General features: G+C 37.8%; 18 protein-coding genes and 1 other RNA gene. 9 read left to right on the forward strand and 10 right to left on the reverse strand.

The window, feature by feature from the left end; translation table 11 throughout:
* Nucleotides 1–108 precede the first annotated feature (108 nt).
* Entirely contained in the window at nt 109–690 is a 582-nt protein-coding gene (locus tag ACYSN2_RS04080; protein WP_461748982.1) for a peroxiredoxin, read from the forward strand.
* 162 nt (nt 691–852) lie between these two features.
* On the opposite strand, the gene ACYSN2_RS04085 is transcribed toward ACYSN2_RS04080, so the two are convergent.
* The 7 genes from ACYSN2_RS04085 to ACYSN2_RS04115 form a co-directional block, all read right to left on the reverse strand.
* Entirely contained in the window at nt 853–1,827 is a 975-nt protein-coding gene (locus tag ACYSN2_RS04085; protein WP_461748983.1) for a tyrosine recombinase XerC, read from the reverse strand.
* A gap of 51 nt (nt 1,828–1,878) precedes the next feature.
* On the reverse strand, nt 1,879–3,282 hold the full coding sequence (locus ACYSN2_RS04090; protein WP_461748984.1) for an aspartate ammonia-lyase: 1,404 nt from the start codon (nt 3,280–3,282) through the stop codon (nt 1,879–1,881).
* Nucleotides 3,283–3,308: 26 nt separating this feature from the next.
* Nucleotides 3,309–3,677, reverse strand: coding sequence for an RNA-binding S4 domain-containing protein (locus tag ACYSN2_RS04095; protein ID WP_461748985.1), 369 nt, complete (start codon nt 3,675–3,677; stop codon nt 3,309–3,311).
* Nucleotides 3,678–3,811: 134 nt separating this feature from the next.
* Nucleotides 3,812–4,087 carry a cell division topological specificity factor MinE gene (gene minE, locus ACYSN2_RS04100; RefSeq protein WP_461748986.1) on the reverse strand — a complete coding sequence of 92 codons (276 nt, stop codon included), beginning with the start codon at nt 4,085–4,087 and terminating at the stop codon, nt 3,812–3,814.
* Nucleotides 4,088–4,089: 2 nt separating this feature from the next.
* Entirely contained in the window at nt 4,090–4,899 is an 810-nt protein-coding gene (minD, locus tag ACYSN2_RS04105) for a septum site-determining protein MinD (protein ID WP_461748987.1), read from the reverse strand.
* 214 nt (nt 4,900–5,113) lie between these two features.
* The gene (minC, locus tag ACYSN2_RS04110; protein WP_461748988.1) at nt 5,114–5,863 is read right to left on the reverse strand and encodes a septum site-determining protein MinC; all 750 of its coding nucleotides are present in this window, start codon (nt 5,861–5,863) and stop codon (nt 5,114–5,116) included.
* Nucleotides 5,864–5,888: 25 nt separating this feature from the next.
* Entirely contained in the window at nt 5,889–6,371 is a 483-nt protein-coding gene (locus tag ACYSN2_RS04115) for an FKBP-type peptidyl-prolyl cis-trans isomerase (RefSeq protein ID WP_461748989.1), read from the reverse strand.
* A gap of 140 nt (nt 6,372–6,511) precedes the next feature.
* On the opposite strand from ACYSN2_RS04115, the gene rpiA reads away from it, so the two are divergent.
* The 8 genes from rpiA to ssrS all read left to right on the forward strand — a co-directional run bounded on the left by rpiA (nt 6,512) and on the right by ssrS (nt 12,551).
* The gene (gene rpiA / locus ACYSN2_RS04120) at nt 6,512–7,177 is read left to right on the forward strand and encodes a ribose-5-phosphate isomerase RpiA (protein WP_461748990.1); all 666 of its coding nucleotides are present in this window, start codon (nt 6,512–6,514) and stop codon (nt 7,175–7,177) included.
* A gap of 19 nt (nt 7,178–7,196) precedes the next feature.
* The gene (gene lptC / locus ACYSN2_RS04125) at nt 7,197–7,802 is read left to right on the forward strand and encodes an LPS export ABC transporter periplasmic protein LptC (protein WP_461748991.1); all 606 of its coding nucleotides are present in this window, start codon (nt 7,197–7,199) and stop codon (nt 7,800–7,802) included.
* Nucleotides 7,795–8,301, forward strand: a complete 507-nt coding sequence (gene lptA / locus ACYSN2_RS04130; RefSeq protein WP_461748992.1) for a lipopolysaccharide transport periplasmic protein LptA — start codon at nt 7,795–7,797, stop codon at nt 8,299–8,301. Before lptC ends, lptA begins: the two co-directional genes overlap by 8 nt.
* A gap of 35 nt (nt 8,302–8,336) precedes the next feature.
* Nucleotides 8,337–9,059: an LPS export ABC transporter ATP-binding protein gene (gene lptB / locus ACYSN2_RS04135; protein WP_461748993.1), complete on the forward strand. Its 723-nt coding sequence runs from the start codon at nt 8,337–8,339 to the stop codon at nt 9,057–9,059.
* A gap of 62 nt (nt 9,060–9,121) precedes the next feature.
* Entirely contained in the window at nt 9,122–10,534 is a 1,413-nt protein-coding gene (sbcB, locus tag ACYSN2_RS04140) for an exodeoxyribonuclease I (protein ID WP_461748994.1), read from the forward strand.
* A complete protein-coding gene (locus tag ACYSN2_RS04145) occupies nt 10,531–11,376 on the forward strand; it encodes an endonuclease/exonuclease/phosphatase family protein (RefSeq protein ID WP_461748995.1) in 846 nt (281 codons plus the stop codon). Before sbcB ends, ACYSN2_RS04145 begins: the two co-directional genes overlap by 4 nt.
* 399 nt (nt 11,377–11,775) lie before the next feature.
* On the forward strand, nt 11,776–12,318 hold the full coding sequence (locus ACYSN2_RS04150; RefSeq protein ID WP_461748996.1) for a ComF family protein: 543 nt from the start codon (nt 11,776–11,778) through the stop codon (nt 12,316–12,318).
* Between the two features lie 39 nt (nt 12,319–12,357).
* Nucleotides 12,358–12,551: non-coding RNA, 6S RNA (ssrS, locus tag ACYSN2_RS04155), on the forward strand.
* 100 nt (nt 12,552–12,651) lie between these two features.
* Here the strand turns inward: ssrS and ACYSN2_RS04160 are convergent.
* From ACYSN2_RS04160 to ACYSN2_RS04170, 3 genes are all read right to left on the reverse strand, one after another.
* A complete protein-coding gene (locus ACYSN2_RS04160) occupies nt 12,652–13,182 on the reverse strand; it encodes an OmpA family protein (RefSeq protein ID WP_461748997.1) in 531 nt (176 codons plus the stop codon).
* A gap of 201 nt (nt 13,183–13,383) precedes the next feature.
* Nucleotides 13,384–15,123, reverse strand: a complete 1,740-nt coding sequence (gene msbA / locus ACYSN2_RS04165; RefSeq protein ID WP_461748998.1) for a lipid A export permease/ATP-binding protein MsbA — start codon at nt 15,121–15,123, stop codon at nt 13,384–13,386.
* A gap of 104 nt (nt 15,124–15,227) precedes the next feature.
* Nucleotides 15,228–15,722: an OmpA family protein gene (locus ACYSN2_RS04170; protein ID WP_461748999.1), complete on the reverse strand. Its 495-nt coding sequence runs from the start codon at nt 15,720–15,722 to the stop codon at nt 15,228–15,230.
* Between the last annotated feature and the right edge of the window lie 26 nt (nt 15,723–15,748).

Here is a 15,748-nt window from a genome sequence, read left to right on the forward strand (position 1 = left end):
TTGAATTATCAAATCAAAGCTCCTATTATAGATCTTGTCGAGAGGGAAAAAGAAAACGCTTCCCTCTCAAATAATTTCCGAATCACTTTGTAAACTAAGGAGTTTATAATGACATTTGATACAGACTTTACTTACCGCATTCCAAAGACTGTTGGCGATACTTTAGAAGCATTTGAAGTAGTAGCTGCAAAACCTGGCTTCAATCTTCCTGAAGAAAACGGTGTTTCTGCATTTGAAACAATCACAGAAAAATCTTTCGAAGGTAAATGGAAAATCATCTATTTCTACCCAAAAGATTTCACATTTGTTTGCCCAACTGAAATCGTTGAGTTTGACAAAATTGCACAAGAATTTGAAGATCGTGATGCTGTTCTTATGGGCGGTTCTACAGACAACGAATTCTGTAAATTAGCTTGGAGACGCGACCATCCAGATTTGGATAAATTAGGTCACTACTCTTTTGCTGACCCAGCAGGTGAGTTAGTAGACATGCTTGGCGTTCGCGACGTTAACTCTGGTGTTTGCTTACGTGCAACATTCATCGTTGACCCACACAACGTAATCCAACATGTATCTGTTAACCCAGATAGCGTTGGTCGTAACGTTCCTGAAGTTTTACGTATCCTTGATGCGCTTCAAACTGACGAATTATGCCCATGCAACCGCCCAGTAGGTGGTGAAACTCTTTAATTCCTTGATGAATTAATAGCGTTTTAGCTGAATGAAATAACAACCAAAGCCTTTTGAATCACTTCAAAAGGCTTTTTTCTTACCGTAATCACTCAATGCTTCAATTCAACAATTTCTTATAGCGGATGTTTATAATAAAATTTTTTCGATCTATTTTGCTTTCTAATCTTTCTCATCTGAATCTAGGCGATCCTCTATTTTCTTCTTTCGCTTCGCCCGAGGATGCGCCGCATCAAAAACTTTCGCCAAATGATTAAAATTGAGATGCGTATAAACTTGCGTGGTAGAGATATCGGCATGCCCTAATAATTCTTGTACTAATCGAATATCTTGACTGGATTCCAATACATGAGTCGCCATAGAATGCCGTAATAAATGTGGATGTAAATTAATATTCAATCCCCGTTTCTCAGCAAAAGATTTGACTCTTCGACTAATTTGGCGATCTGATAATCTTTCCCCTCTCTTTGAAATAAAAAGAGCATTACAATCGTAAGATCCTCCTTGGGATAGCCATATTTGACGAACTTCCAACCATTTCTGTAATGATTCAATAGATTTCAAGCCAATAGGAACTATGCGATCTTTACCGCCTTTACCATCCTCAATTCTCACTAATTCTTCAGCAAAATTGATATCCGAAAGTTCCAAGCTAGCTAACTCAGCGAGCCGCAATCCACTTGAATAAAGTAGCTCTAAAATTGCTAAATCTCGCACTTCTAAATCATTTTCTACAGGTTGATTTAAAATATTATTGAGAAGATCTGCTTCCACCATTTTTGGCAAACGCCTCTCTTTCTTCGGAGGCAATACTAATCGCGCATAATTACAAGGAAGAATCTTTTTTTCCTGAAGATACTGAAAGAAGATACGAATAGAAGCTAATTGAGTTTCAACACTAGATGTAGATAATTTACGGCTACCTACCATCGGTTTTTTCACTCGTGAAATCATATAATGCCGCAAAAATCGCTCATCACATTTTTGCCAATCAGTAATTCCTTCAGCCATTGCGTACTGAATCAACTGATCAAGCGCTATTTTTTTTACTCGAACACTATGTTCTCGATATTGAAGAGCATAATGTTCTAAAAACAAATTCGCCTCTGTAACCAGAGGCGATGATCGTTCTATCATGAATAATGTCCTACTATATTTTTCATGAAGTCTTATAAACACCTTTACATATTACTGCAATCCTAAGGTCTTTCTAAGATTTTCAATAGAAAACATTGCATCAAACTTATCTGCTTCCATTAAGCCACGCTCCAAGATTACATCGCGTACGCTCTTACCTGTTTTCGCACAAATTCGACCGACGATATCCCCTTCTCCGTGACCAATAATTGGATTCAAATAAGTAATAATACCGATAGAATTTAAGATGTAGTTTAAGCAATAAGATTCATTTGCCGTGATACCTGAAATACAACGATCCTGTAATGATCTACATGCATTTTTCAAAAGATGCATCGATTCAAAAGTCGATTGTGCAATCACTGGCTCCATCGCATTTAATTGCAATTGCCCCGCCTCTGCCGCCATTAATACAGTCGTATCATTTCCAAATACCTTAAAGCATGCATTATTCACTGCCTCAGGCAATACAGGATTGATTTTTGCCGGCATAATAGAGCTTCCCGCCTGCAATTCTGGCAAATTAATCTCTTTCAAGCCCGTACGAGGTCCTGATGAGAGCAATCTTAAATCATTCGAGATTTTTGCCAACTTTACTGCAAAGCCTTTTAAAGCGCTATGGAAATAGACGAAATCTGCCAAATCTGAAGTCGATGCCATAAGATCTTCTGAAGGTTTAAATTCAACGCCTGTAATTTCTGAAAGATATTTTGCAGATAGTTCAGCATAACCTTTAGGAGTATTAATACCAGTACCGATTGCTGTACCACCCAAATTAATTGACAGAAGTGTTGTACGTGCTAACTTCAAATAATCAATGCCGGTTTTGATTTGAAATGCAAATGCACCAAATTCCATACCAAGCGTCATTGGCACAGCATCTTGCAATTGGGTTCGTCCCATTTTCAAGACATCTGCAAACTCTTTCTCTTTCTCTTTCAATCCCTTGTACAGATAATCGGCAGAATCAATTAATGCCTCAGACACCTTATAAAAAGCTACTCGCATTCCTGTTGGATATGCATCATTTGTGGATTGGGATTCATTCACATGATCATTAGGATTAATGACATCATAGCGTCCTTTGTCATAACCTAACCCCTCGAGTGCTAAGTTTGCGATCACTTCATTCATATTCATATTGAGTGAAGTTCCTGCTCCCCCTTGAAATGCATCCACAGGGAAATGAATATAATAAGCATCATCCTGAAGTAGTTGATCACATGCTTTAATGATCGCATTACCTACTTCCGGCTGAATAACGCCCAAATCCATATTTGCCATTACAGCGGCTTTTTTTACTGCAGCTAAACCATAAATAAATTGTGGATTATCTCGATTCTTCTGGGTTGAAATGGTGAAGTTATTGATTGCTCTTTGGGTGTGAATACCGTAGTACGCTTCACTTGGCACTGATAATTCCCCTAACAAATCGACTTCTAACCGATAACCCATTTTTTTTCTCCACTTATACTAACTAATTAAAAAATTTTCCCTTGTTTTACGTCTCTTAAACGTTTCTTATCCCGACTTGTCACTGTTTCAGAGTGGGGCTGAGGAGATAATCGTCTCAGTTCGCTTTCACGCTCACGTTGTTGAATGCTCTCCTGGGTTTCTTGATACATGGTAGTCGCAACAGATGCAGGACCTCTCTGCTCGATGAATAAGCATACTTCAACCTCATAAATGATCTGCGACTTACGAATAGTCACTACATCACCAATATTGAGATTTCTAGCCGGCTTTGCTTCAATTCCATTTACTTTTACTCGTCCTTTATTCACTTCATCTGTTGCCAAACGACGTGTTTTAAAAAATCGAGCTGCCCATAACCACTTATCTAGACGCATAAGTACTCTTCACACTATTTTGTTATATTAGATCGAAAAAAAAATTGCAAGTTTTAACATAAAAAAAGCCGTATTAGTACGGCTATTCTCTATATTTCACTATTTTTATATCTTAAAAATAGATTGTTATCTTTTTAAGATTTTTTGACAGGCTCATCTTCAGATAACACAATATTTAACTCTAACACATCACAATCTCCCTCTCGGTCCATTGCAATATTAATTTGTTCAGAATCAACTGGCAGATACTTTCTAACAACTTCCAATATATCTTTTTGTAGATCCTGCATAAAATCTGGATTTCCATCCATATTTTTGACACGTTCATGAGCCACTATAATCTGTAAACGTTCTTTTGCAATCGATGCAGTATTTGATTTCTCACGTCTACCAAATAACAATTTAAACATCTCTAGCCTCCAAATATACGTCCAAAGAATCCTTTCTTAGGCGCTTCAATAAAACGATGTGGAAGATCTTTTCCTAAAAAACGTTCTACAATATCGTTGAAAGCTTGCCCAGCATCTGATTCTTCATTCATAATCACTGGCTCCCCTGAGTTAGAGCATTGCAATACCGTTGCAGATTCTGGTACAACTCCTACTAATGGAATTCCTAAGATATCTAAAATATCCGTTACAGAAAGCATATCTCCACTCTCTGCGCGATTAGGGTTATAACGGTTAATCACTAAATGTTGATTAACCTCTTTACCTTCTTCTGCTTTTTTCGTTTTACTTGAAAGAATTCCTAAAATTCTATCTGAATCTCGCACAGATGATACTTCAGGGTTCGTTGTAATAATGGCATCGTCTGCAAAATACATTGCTAATTGAGCGCCCTTTTCAATCCCTGCAGGAGAATCACAAATAATGAATTCAAACCCCATTTTATCGAGTTCTTTCATCACTTTCTCGACGCCTTCTTTTGTCAGCGCATCTTTATCACGCGTTTGTGATGCGGGAAGGATGTAAAGATTTTCAAGACGACGATCTTTAATAAGTGTTTGCGCTAATGTGGCTTCGTCGTTCACAACGTTTACAAAATCATAAACAACACGGCGCTCACAACCCATAATCAGGTCAAGATTACGAAGACCCACATCAAAGTCAATTACTGCTGTTTTATGACCATTTTTTGCGAGCCCTGCTGCTATGCTCGCACTAGTCGTTGTTTTTCCTACGCCACCTTTACCAGATGTTACAACTACGATTCTTGCCACTCGTCGCCCCCAAATAAAATTCTAGATCTGTTACTTACTGAAACAAAAAATAACCCAAATGACTGAATATCTGTTATTTGCATTATTAAAAATAAAAACAAATCTTCTAAAACAAATACATTTCATAGAGAATACTATAATCTTACTATAAATAATAGATAGTTATATTCTCTATCACAATTCTATCTTACATCTACAAATTCACTGATGCTGCTTACTTCATCAAAGCTTCTATTTTAAGCTCATCACCTTCAAGATAAATCTGAACTGCCTTCCCTAAAAGAGATTCTGGAAGAGCATCTACCATTTTATAAAAACCAGCGATAGACACCAATTCAGCCTCTAATGATTGACAAAATATTCTGACAGAACGATTCCCATGGATACCGGCTAATGCTCGGCCACGAAGTGCTCCATAAATATGAATATTGCCATCTACAAGTAATTCAGCACCTTCATTCACAGAGTTGACAACGATTAAATCACCACTGACAACTGATAATTGCTGCCCTGATCTAATTTGCTGCCCATGAACCGTTGTTTCGATAGCGACTTCAACTTCTTCAACGACCGTGATCGTTTCAGGCTTTGGCGCTTCAATTACCGGTTCTACATCTTTAGCTTTTTTTTCTAAGAGTCCTTTAGATTTCCCATTAGATTCCGCTAAAATCGCCCAGCCAGCAGATTGCGCTTTTGCTTCTAAATCTTTATTCGCATTACGTATACCAACAGGCACTAAATCTTTCGCTAGCAATAAATTTTTCAACCAATTCAGATCAACGTTGTTCCCTTCAGGAATAGCTGATAAATCAACGATAAAAGGAACACCTTTAAAAAATTGGGGAGTCTTATCTATTTGCACCGCTAAGTCTTCTTCCAAAGCCTTTAAGTCAATACTCTTAAGATAAAGAACCATCATCGCTGACAGTTCTCCCTTTATTTGAAATATATTATTCTGTGTCATAAACCACTAAATATTCATGGATCAATTAATGATCGTGACCATCAGCATGGACGTGGCCATGAGAAACTTCTTGTTCTGTTGCATCACGTAAAGACACAACTTCTACTTCAAAATTCAAGTTTTGACCTGCTAAAGGATGGTTTGCATCTAATTTAATCGTTTCATCAGATACTTCAAGTACTCTGAATGCTTGCATTTGACCATCTGGCGTTGTGCCAGTTACTTGCCAACCCACTTGAACTTCTTCATCTTCTGGGAATGCTGTACGTGGAACTTCAATCACGAAATCTTCGTTTGATTCGCCATATCCTTCTTCAGGAGATACGCTAAATGCGAGCTTTTGGCCTTCAGTTGCGCCTTCAAGTGCTTTTTCAAATCCAGGAATCATCATACCGTGACCTTGGATAAACTCTAAAGCTTCCTGCCCTTCGTTTGAGTCAACTACATTGCCGGCATCATCTGTTAAGGTATAGATTACGCCAACTACTTTATCTTTTGAGACTGTCATTGAATGTTTCCTTTATCAATTTTACGAGTATAATTATCGTTTATTACTATACATTAATCTATACGCCAGATAAATGATTAAATCCGGATATTTAGGCGTATTTCCCTTTTTTCTTTTTAGCTTAAAAATTGTAATTGAATATGAATGCACAACAACAAAAAGAAGCCGTTGCGAAAGCTGCTTTAAAATATATCCCTGAAGATAAAATCTTAGGTCTTGGAACAGGTTCAACGGTGGATTGCCTTATCGCTCTTCTCCCAACACTACCTTTTAAAATCAAAGGTATTGCTTCAAGTTCTGAACGCACTTCAAAGCAGGTAGAAGCGCTCGGCATTCCTGTTGTCGATCTTGCCGACATTACAACGATCGATACCTATATCGATGGCGCAGATGAAATTAATCATCATCTCGCAATGGTAAAAGGTGGCGGCGGTGCATTGACCCGCGAAAAAATTGTTGCAGCGCATGCAGATCAATTTGTTTGCATCGCCGATGAGTCAAAACTTGTGGATACTTTAGGTGCTTTCCCACTTCCTATTGAAGTGATTCCAATGTCGGCACAATTTGTTATTCGTAAAATGGAACAAATGGGTGCTAAAGCGAAGATTCGCGAAAACTTCGTTACAGATAACCATAATCTTATTGTGGATGTAGAAGGTCTTAAAATCACAAGCCCAATCCAATTAGAGGCATCTATTAACCAAATTACCGGCGTTGTTACCAATGGTTTGTTCGCGGATCGTGGTGCGGATGTGCTCTTAATGGCGGATAAAGACCTTAATATCCGTACCATTACTAAAAAATAACGAGAGATTTTAAAAGAAAATGACGATATCCGAGATCTTTAAGCGCTTTTTACTCCTCTTTATTGCAGGAGTACTCGTTTATTTTTCTTGGATTATTTATCGAGATAGCCGAGAGCCTGAATATTTTGAATCTCAAGACCCGCAATTAGAGCTCAGTCAATATGAAATTTATCGTTATAACGATCAAGGTACTTTAGAGTATTTTTTAAAAGGCGATCATCTCATTCATTACACCAATGAAAAAGGCAGTGAGCTCACGAACCCGATCTTGTATCGTTACCAATTTACGGAATCAGAAGCAGAACATTTGCCTCTCGATTGGCAAGCTGAAAGTTTATCCGCCACAATCTCTCAAGATAAAACACTTATCACACTGATAGATCAAGTGAAGTTATACAAGACAGATCAGCAAAATTCGGAAAATGATATCATTCTCTCAACTGAAGAACTCTTTATTCATGATCGAGGAGAGAGAATCTCTTCCGATATTTTTGTTAAAATCGAGATGCCTTCTCGTGTGATCTCTGGAATTGGTGCTGAAGGGTTTCCTGATAAAGAACAATTCACAATCCTACAAGATGTTCACTCAACGCTTAAGCCACATGAGGATAGCTCCAATGACTAACCGATTCAAAACCCTTTTGATAACATTACCGGCACTCTTAGCCATCAGCTATTTCAACCCTGCATTGGCAACGCCGGAAGATCGGAAGTTACCGCTAGATATTAATGCGGATTGGTCAGAATTTAGTGGCGGAACACCGACCGGTATTTATCGTGGCAATGTTGTTTTAACACAAGGCAACTTGAAAATAACAGCGGATGAAGCAATCTTCCAACTCAAAGATGGAGAGCTTGAATATATTATTGCGACCGGCAATCCGGTAAAAATAAAAGATTTACCTCAAGTGAATGAAGCTTGGATTTTTGGGGAAGGAGGCTCTCTTAGCTTCTATCCGAAAAAGCAGATGTTAGAATTAAAAACGAATGCCAAAATTGAACAAAATAGAGATACCGTATCGGCAAATATCATTACCTACGACTTAGAAACTCGCAAAATCAATGCCGAGAGAAGTCCTGATGATCGCGTTCACTTTACGATTCAAATGGAGGGAAGAGATTAATATTCCTCTCAGGAAATATAATCTTAGATCTAAATATGCGCTTAACTGCTCAAAATCTTATTAAACGTTTTAAGAATCGCACGGTCGTTAATGGTGCATCTTTCCATATTAATCAAGGAGAAATTGTCGGATTACTAGGGCCAAATGGTGCTGGTAAAACCACAAGTTTCTACATGACCGTGGGATTAGTCACGCCGGATGAAGGCGAGGTATTTCTCGATAATCAAGATATTACCAAAAGCCCGATGCATGAACGTGCAAAGTTAGGTATTGGTTATCTTCCACAAGAAGCGTCCATCTTTCGAAAAATGAGTAGCCGAGATAATATTCTCGCGATCTGCCAAACTCGAACGGATTTAACGCCAAAAGAACAAAATGCGCTTGCAGATCAGCTGTTGGAAGACTTTAAAATCACACATATTGCCAATTCTTTAGGAATTTCACTGTCAGGCGGAGAAAGACGCCGAGTGGAGATCGCAAGAAGCTTAGCGCTCAATCCTAAATTTTTACTCTTAGATGAACCATTTGCCGGCGTTGATCCGCTCTCAGTTTCGGATATTCAATCGATTATTACAGGGCTTGCGGAAAGAAATATCGGTATTTTAATTACGGATCATAATATCCGTGAAACGCTATCGATCTGTGAACGCTCTTATATTTTAAGTGCCGGCACTGTAATTGCCGAGGGAAATACCGAGTATCTGCTCAATCATGAGGATGTTCGCCGAGTCTATTTAGGAGAAAATTTCTCCCTATAATTCGGAAACGTTCCTGTGGTTCATTCCTCTATTTTCATTCTTCTATTGTTAAGGAAGCAACTATGCATTCAACTTTCTTTTTCTACGATCTTGAAACATTTGGGCTCAATCCGAAAGAAGATCGAATCGCACAGTTTGCCGGCATTCGCACTGATGAGAACTTCAATATTATTGGCGAACCCATCAATATTTATTGTAAACCTCCTAAGGACTATATTCCTGATCCTGAAGCGGTTCTCATTACCGGCATTACCTTAGAAGAAGCTGATGAAAAAGGCGTTTCTGAAGCAGAGTTTGCAAAACTCATTCATCAACAATTTTCTGAACCGAATACCTGCATTATTGGCTACAACAATATTCGTTTTGATGACGAGATGATTCGTTATCTCTTCTATCGCAACTTTATCGATCCTTACGCATATAGTTGGCAAAATGGCAATTCTCGCTGGGATCTACTAGATGTTGTACGAGCAACTTACGCTTTTCGCCCTGAAGGGATTCAGTGGCCACAAGATGATGAGGGGAAAGTTTCTCTAAAGCTCGAAAATCTTTCCAAGGCCAATACTCTTAACCATGAAAAAGCTCATGATGCTCTTAGCGATGTTTATGCAACTATTGGTATGGCAAAACTCATTCAAGCAAAACAGCCGAAGCTTTTTGATTACTATTTCAAAAATCGTAGGGCCCGTGATCTTAACGCTCTCATTGATCTGAACGAATGTACGCCGTTACTCCATGTTTCCGGCATGTTTGGTTATGCCCGAAAAAATCTTTCGATGATTATGCCGCTCTTTTTCAGTCCGCAAAATAAAAACGAACTCGTAGCCATTGACTTAATGGGCGATATCTCAGGATTATTAGCGCATGATGCCACGGCAATTCGTGAAAAAATGTATCTCAAAACAGAAGAGTTGCCGGAGGGAGAAGCACGAATTCCCATTAAAACCGTACATATCAATAAGTGCCCGATTTTAGCAACCACAAAGCTTCTGCCAACATTACAAGAATCTCCGATTGATGCCGAGCATTGCGCCCAAAATTTTAAAACAATCATGGCGCATCGAGAAACACTGTTACCCAAACTATTCGAGATCTACCAAACGCCGAGAAATTATGACAGCAATGCGCACAGTGAACCTGTTGAAGCCCTGCTCTATCATGGTTTCTTTGAAAGACAAGATCGCCAACAGATGGATCTGATTCCTAAAATGTCCGGCAATGAATTATTGCAATATGATTTCAATTTTCATGATCAAAGAGCACTTCCGCTTCTCTTTATCTATCGAGCTCGCAACTTTTCTGAAACGCTCTTCCCCGATGAAGCGGAAGATTGGAATCGTTATCTCATCATGAAACGAGAATATTTCAAAAATAAGTATCAACAAAAATTCCTCGATTTGCTCAATAACGCAAACACCGAAAATAATGCCGAAAAAATCGCATTACTTAAATCTATAGAGACCTATTATTTGTGACCCAAGTTTCCCTTAAGGTTGCTTCCTGCAATCTCCAAAACCTCAATGAACATTCCCCAGCGCATAAAATTGATAACTTTATTTTAGCCTTAGAAAATGAACTACAATTTCCCGATATTATTGCGCTACAAGAAATTGGCTCAGGAATCATCGATGAACATCAGCGAGCGATTGCATATATCGCTACAACGCTTACAGAGCAGATAGCGATTAAAACTGGGATTCATTATCATTATGTGGATGTTGCCCCGCTTCAAAACTCTACCGGCGGCGCTCGGGATGTGAATATTCGCTCGGGATTTCTCTTAAAAGCAGATTTAATACTGATCGATACGAAAGAAATCGGGATCGGTCATCCGGCATTTATCGGCGATTCAACCCAAGACCTCAAAGCTTCTCGTTATCCTTTAGTGATTACCATTGAAAAAGAAAATCAAAAAATCACGTTTATTAATTGCCATCTAAAATCACAAAATTCTCAAACAAATAGAGATAAAAAGCTCGCAAAAAAACAGAGAAACTTACAAGCTCAAGTCATTCAAGATTTCTGCGGGCAACATTCGGCGCAAGAACAACTTGTGATCCTTGGAGATTTTAACGATACGCCCAATAGCGATACGCTCAAAATTATCACCAATGAGTTATTTCATTCTATTTGGAAGAATTACCCTCATAAACTCTATACAACCAAACATCGTAATTGCCCAATTGTGCTCGATTTTATCTTATTGCCGGACAACATCTCATTTCAAAATCCCCAAGCACATCATCTTAATACGAATCTCAAATATCCGTATCGTTTTTCGGACCATGATCCCATCTCCGTGGAGATCACCATTTAATCCCCATCAACAGAGATACTTATAATCACTTCTGTTTAAAATTCTAAAATAGATAACAACTACAAATATTCGCCCAGCAATACCTCCGCCTTTATTTTACAATTGAACTTTCTTAAACCAATTCCACTAGGGCTTAAATTCAATACTCATTACAAACACAAAATCCTTAGTGCGCAATAATCAAAGAACCTACTACACTTTAATATCATCATTGGTTCTTTGATTATATTCACAAACATCGTTTCTATGAGTATTGAATTCTATTTACTTCCCCCCTTCTGCACCATCTGTCAAACAAAAACGATACATCATCAGCATCAATCTATCTGTGATCCATGTTACACGACCATAAAACTACCTGATAAAAAATGTATCTTTTGCGATACTTTTGGTGTTTTCTTGTGTCATTTTTGCAAAAAAATATTTCCAAAACTAGAGAGTACCTCTATCTCTTTTCGATATGATGCCGGAATTAGATCTCTTATTCAGCAACTCAAATTTTCTCTAAAACCCTATATCGCTAAAATCATCGCTGAAATCATTTGGGAAAAGCATCATGAATTTATTCTGATGCTTCCTAGTAATACCACTATTATTCCTATGCCAAGTGGTAGACTTCGTATGGCAAAACGAGGATATAATCCCGTCAGCCTCATCGCTCGAGAATTAGCAAAATTGAGCAAACTTTCTTTTGCTGAACATTACCTTTTAAAATCTGCATTCTCTATTCCACAAGTCGAGCTATCTCGTCAAGAACGCCTAGATAATCATCATAATAGTTTCCGGCTCAATCCTTATTATCAAGATTCTCAATTACCTATAGAAAATATTCTATTAATTGATGATGTCATTACGACAGGTAGATCTTTTGAAAAAGCTGTGGAAAAATTGCATGAATCCAATGCGAAACAGATATTTGGCTTACTTATTGCGCAATCCTAATTTGAAAAAAACTAGCAACTATGTGACACTATATTTGATGCGTTTCTGTTATGTACGAGCGTTTTTTTCATCATACACCTCTTGATCCTAATTTTAATACTTTGGATCGCCGACATTAAATTTTGGTGTGCAAGCTGATTTAGTTCAGAAGCCTAAAAAAGTTTACAAGGTATCCACTTGAACGTACGCGTTCAAGAGTCTTGGTGAATTGCAACCGACTACTACGGGACGCATCCTTTTTTATGCCTATTTTTCATAGGCTCCAAAATCAAACATAAAAAAAGCACTCTTTACAGAGTGCTTTTTTCGTTAATGCTAATTAGATAAATCTAATTAGTTAACTTGAATTTCTCTTACTGCTGCGATTTTCACATCTACACGACGGTTTTTCGCACGGCCATCAGCTGTTGCGTTGTCAAATGTATAGCTGATGCCTTCGCCTTTTGCTGTAATTACTGAAGGGTTTACACCTTTTTCAATTAAGTAATTACGTACTGCATTTGCGCGACGCTCAGAAAGACCTTGGTTGTATTGAGCATTACCAGTTGAGTCTGTATGACCAACTAATGCAATTGATCTGATGTCAGATGCATTTTTAACAAGTTCAGCGGCTACTTTGTTAAGTAACTCACGGCCTTGTGGACGAAGAGTTGCTTTATCAAAATCAAAGAACGTGTCTGCTGAGAAAGTTACGTCTTGGTACACAATTCCACATCCTGGAACACCGTCTTTCACTAATACACAGTCACCCTGACGATCTCTTACAAATTCACCTTGTCTATCAACTAACGAATCTGTAGCTGCTACAGCTGTAGAAGTCGCGAATAGACCTGCTAATGCAGCAATAATTAATTGCTTTTTCATATAAGTCTCCACTTAATCACTAATTAAAATAAATGTATTACAGACAGTTGTAACAAGTTACCTTCAAATAATACAAACTAACTCGTTAATCATATCTCATTTTTATTAGAATTGATACATATTTGCATCAAAATTAGAATGCTGTGGGATTTTTAATACAATCTGAAAATTTAATCGTATGTTATTTAAATAATCCCTAAATTATATTTCTTCTTTATCGATCTTATATAACTTCGCATAATACCCTTTTTGCTCTAACAAACTCTGATGATTCCCTATCTCTACTATTTCCCCTTGATTAAATACGACTATTTTATCGGCATGCTCAATCGTCGATAACCTATGAGCAATAATAATTGTTGTTTTATCCTCGCTCAAAGTTTTCAAAGCTTTTTGAATAGCATATTCACTCTCATTATCTAAACTACTTGTGGCTTCATCAAAAATAAGAATTGGAGAGTTTTTCAGTAAGGCTCTTGCAATTGCAATTCTTTGTCTTTGTCCACCTGAAAGTTTCGCACCATTTTCACCAATTAATGTATCGTATCCTTCCGGCAATGCTCTGATAAATTCATCAGCATTGGCATATTGTGCCGCTCGTTCTATCTCTTCTCTCGTAAACTGATCATTTCCAAAGCTAATATTATTGGCGATTGTATCGGCAAATAAAATAACATGCTGTCCGACATAGCCCATAAATGAACGATAATTTTCTAGAGAGATATCATTGATATCAATACCATCTAAAAGAATTTTTCCTTCCGTTGGAATATAAAAGCGTGATAGCAAATTTGCGAAAGTACTTTTCCCACTTCCTGAAGCCCCCACAAGAGCCACTGTTTCTTTCGGTTGAATGTCTAAAGAAAGACCTTTCAGCGCTAAATCACTGCCACTTTCATATTTAAATTTCACATCTTGAAATTCAATTTTACCGGCAATCTTCTCTAGCTTTACAATTCCATTATCGGGTTCACTATTGGAATCTAAAATCCCAAACACTCCCTCTGCACCGGCAGCTCCTCGTTGTAGCGCCTCATTAACACTGACTAAACGCTTAATCGGTGTCAGCATCCCTACCATTGCCGCTAATAGAGATAAGAAACTACCAATCGTAATTTCATCACTCGACGCTTGATTTGAGGCATACCAGATAACAATCGCGATAAAAAACACCAAAAATACTTGAGAAATCGGACTCGCAATCTGACTCGCCACTAAGCTTTTCATATTCAGGTGGCGCAAATGTTTATTAACGGTTGCAAAACGACTATCCATACGATCATAAGCATTAAACAGCTTTACTTCTTTTTGTCCGCGAAGTCCTTCTTCAAGAATATGGTTAAACTCTCCCATATGTCCTTGCATTCTACGAGCAATACCTCGTAATCGTTTTGAAACATATCTCAACACAATATAAAGCACAGGCGTCATTAAAAAAACAAGTAGAGTAATCTGCCAACTACTCAAAAACATGACAACAACTAATCCAATAATCATGGCACTATCTTTAATGATAGAAACCAATGTCATTGAACTAATCGCCATTAACTGTGCAATATCAAACGTCAGTTTCGACATAAAATATCCAGTCGAATGTTTATCATATTCTGATTGTGGTAAATGCAACATTTTACTATACATCTGTAATCTCAAAGTCGTAATAACACGCTGAGAAACCCATTGCATCCCAAAGCTACCCGCAAAACTTAAAATACTCGTAGCAATAAACGCACCCACAACAAGCCACGGCATAACTTTGATAAAAGTAGAATTTTTCTGTACGAACCCTTCATCTAAAATAGGCTTTAATAACCAAAAAAGTCCCGCTTCTGCAAACCCACCAAGTACAACGCACAGCAAAGCCGCAACTACAATCAAAGGATATTTAAAAGAATATGAGAGTATTCTTTTATATAACTGTAAATTATCCTGTTTAATCAAAACATTTTTCCTATCTAAAAAGAGAAAAGCACCTATATGCCGAAGATATAAGTGCCTATTACTACATTCTAATAAATCATCAAAATATAATTTTTTAAGATGGACTAGTAGATAATCTCTACTCGTCTATTTTGCGCCCATGCACGTTCATCATATCCTGAAACTGCCGGCATCTCTTTTCCATAACTACGGACTTTAATCTGATTAGGATTTGCACCCGACTGCAATAGAAGTGCTTTCACACTATTTGCACGACGTTCTGCTAAACCCATATTATACTCATGTGATCCACGATCATCTGTATGACCTTCTAACCACACACCTCTATTGGGATTACGCTTTAATTCTTGCCCATGAGCTGTAACAACATCATAAGATTCAGTGCGTAGACGATCTGAGTCAAAATCAAAATAGATGATTCTATCCACAGTACCACGCTTACCGTAATCTACATCATAATAGGTGCTATTAGGACCTGAGGCATATCCTGAGTTCATTCCATCTAGATTACTACTATTGCTACTACCTGTCGTAGAACACGCTGCAACAATACTTCCTAAACAGATAGCTGCCACCATTTTTAACATTAATTTAAACATACATATCCTTCCACAACTATTGATTA

The organism is Ignatzschineria sp. LJL83, from assembly GCF_054871845.1.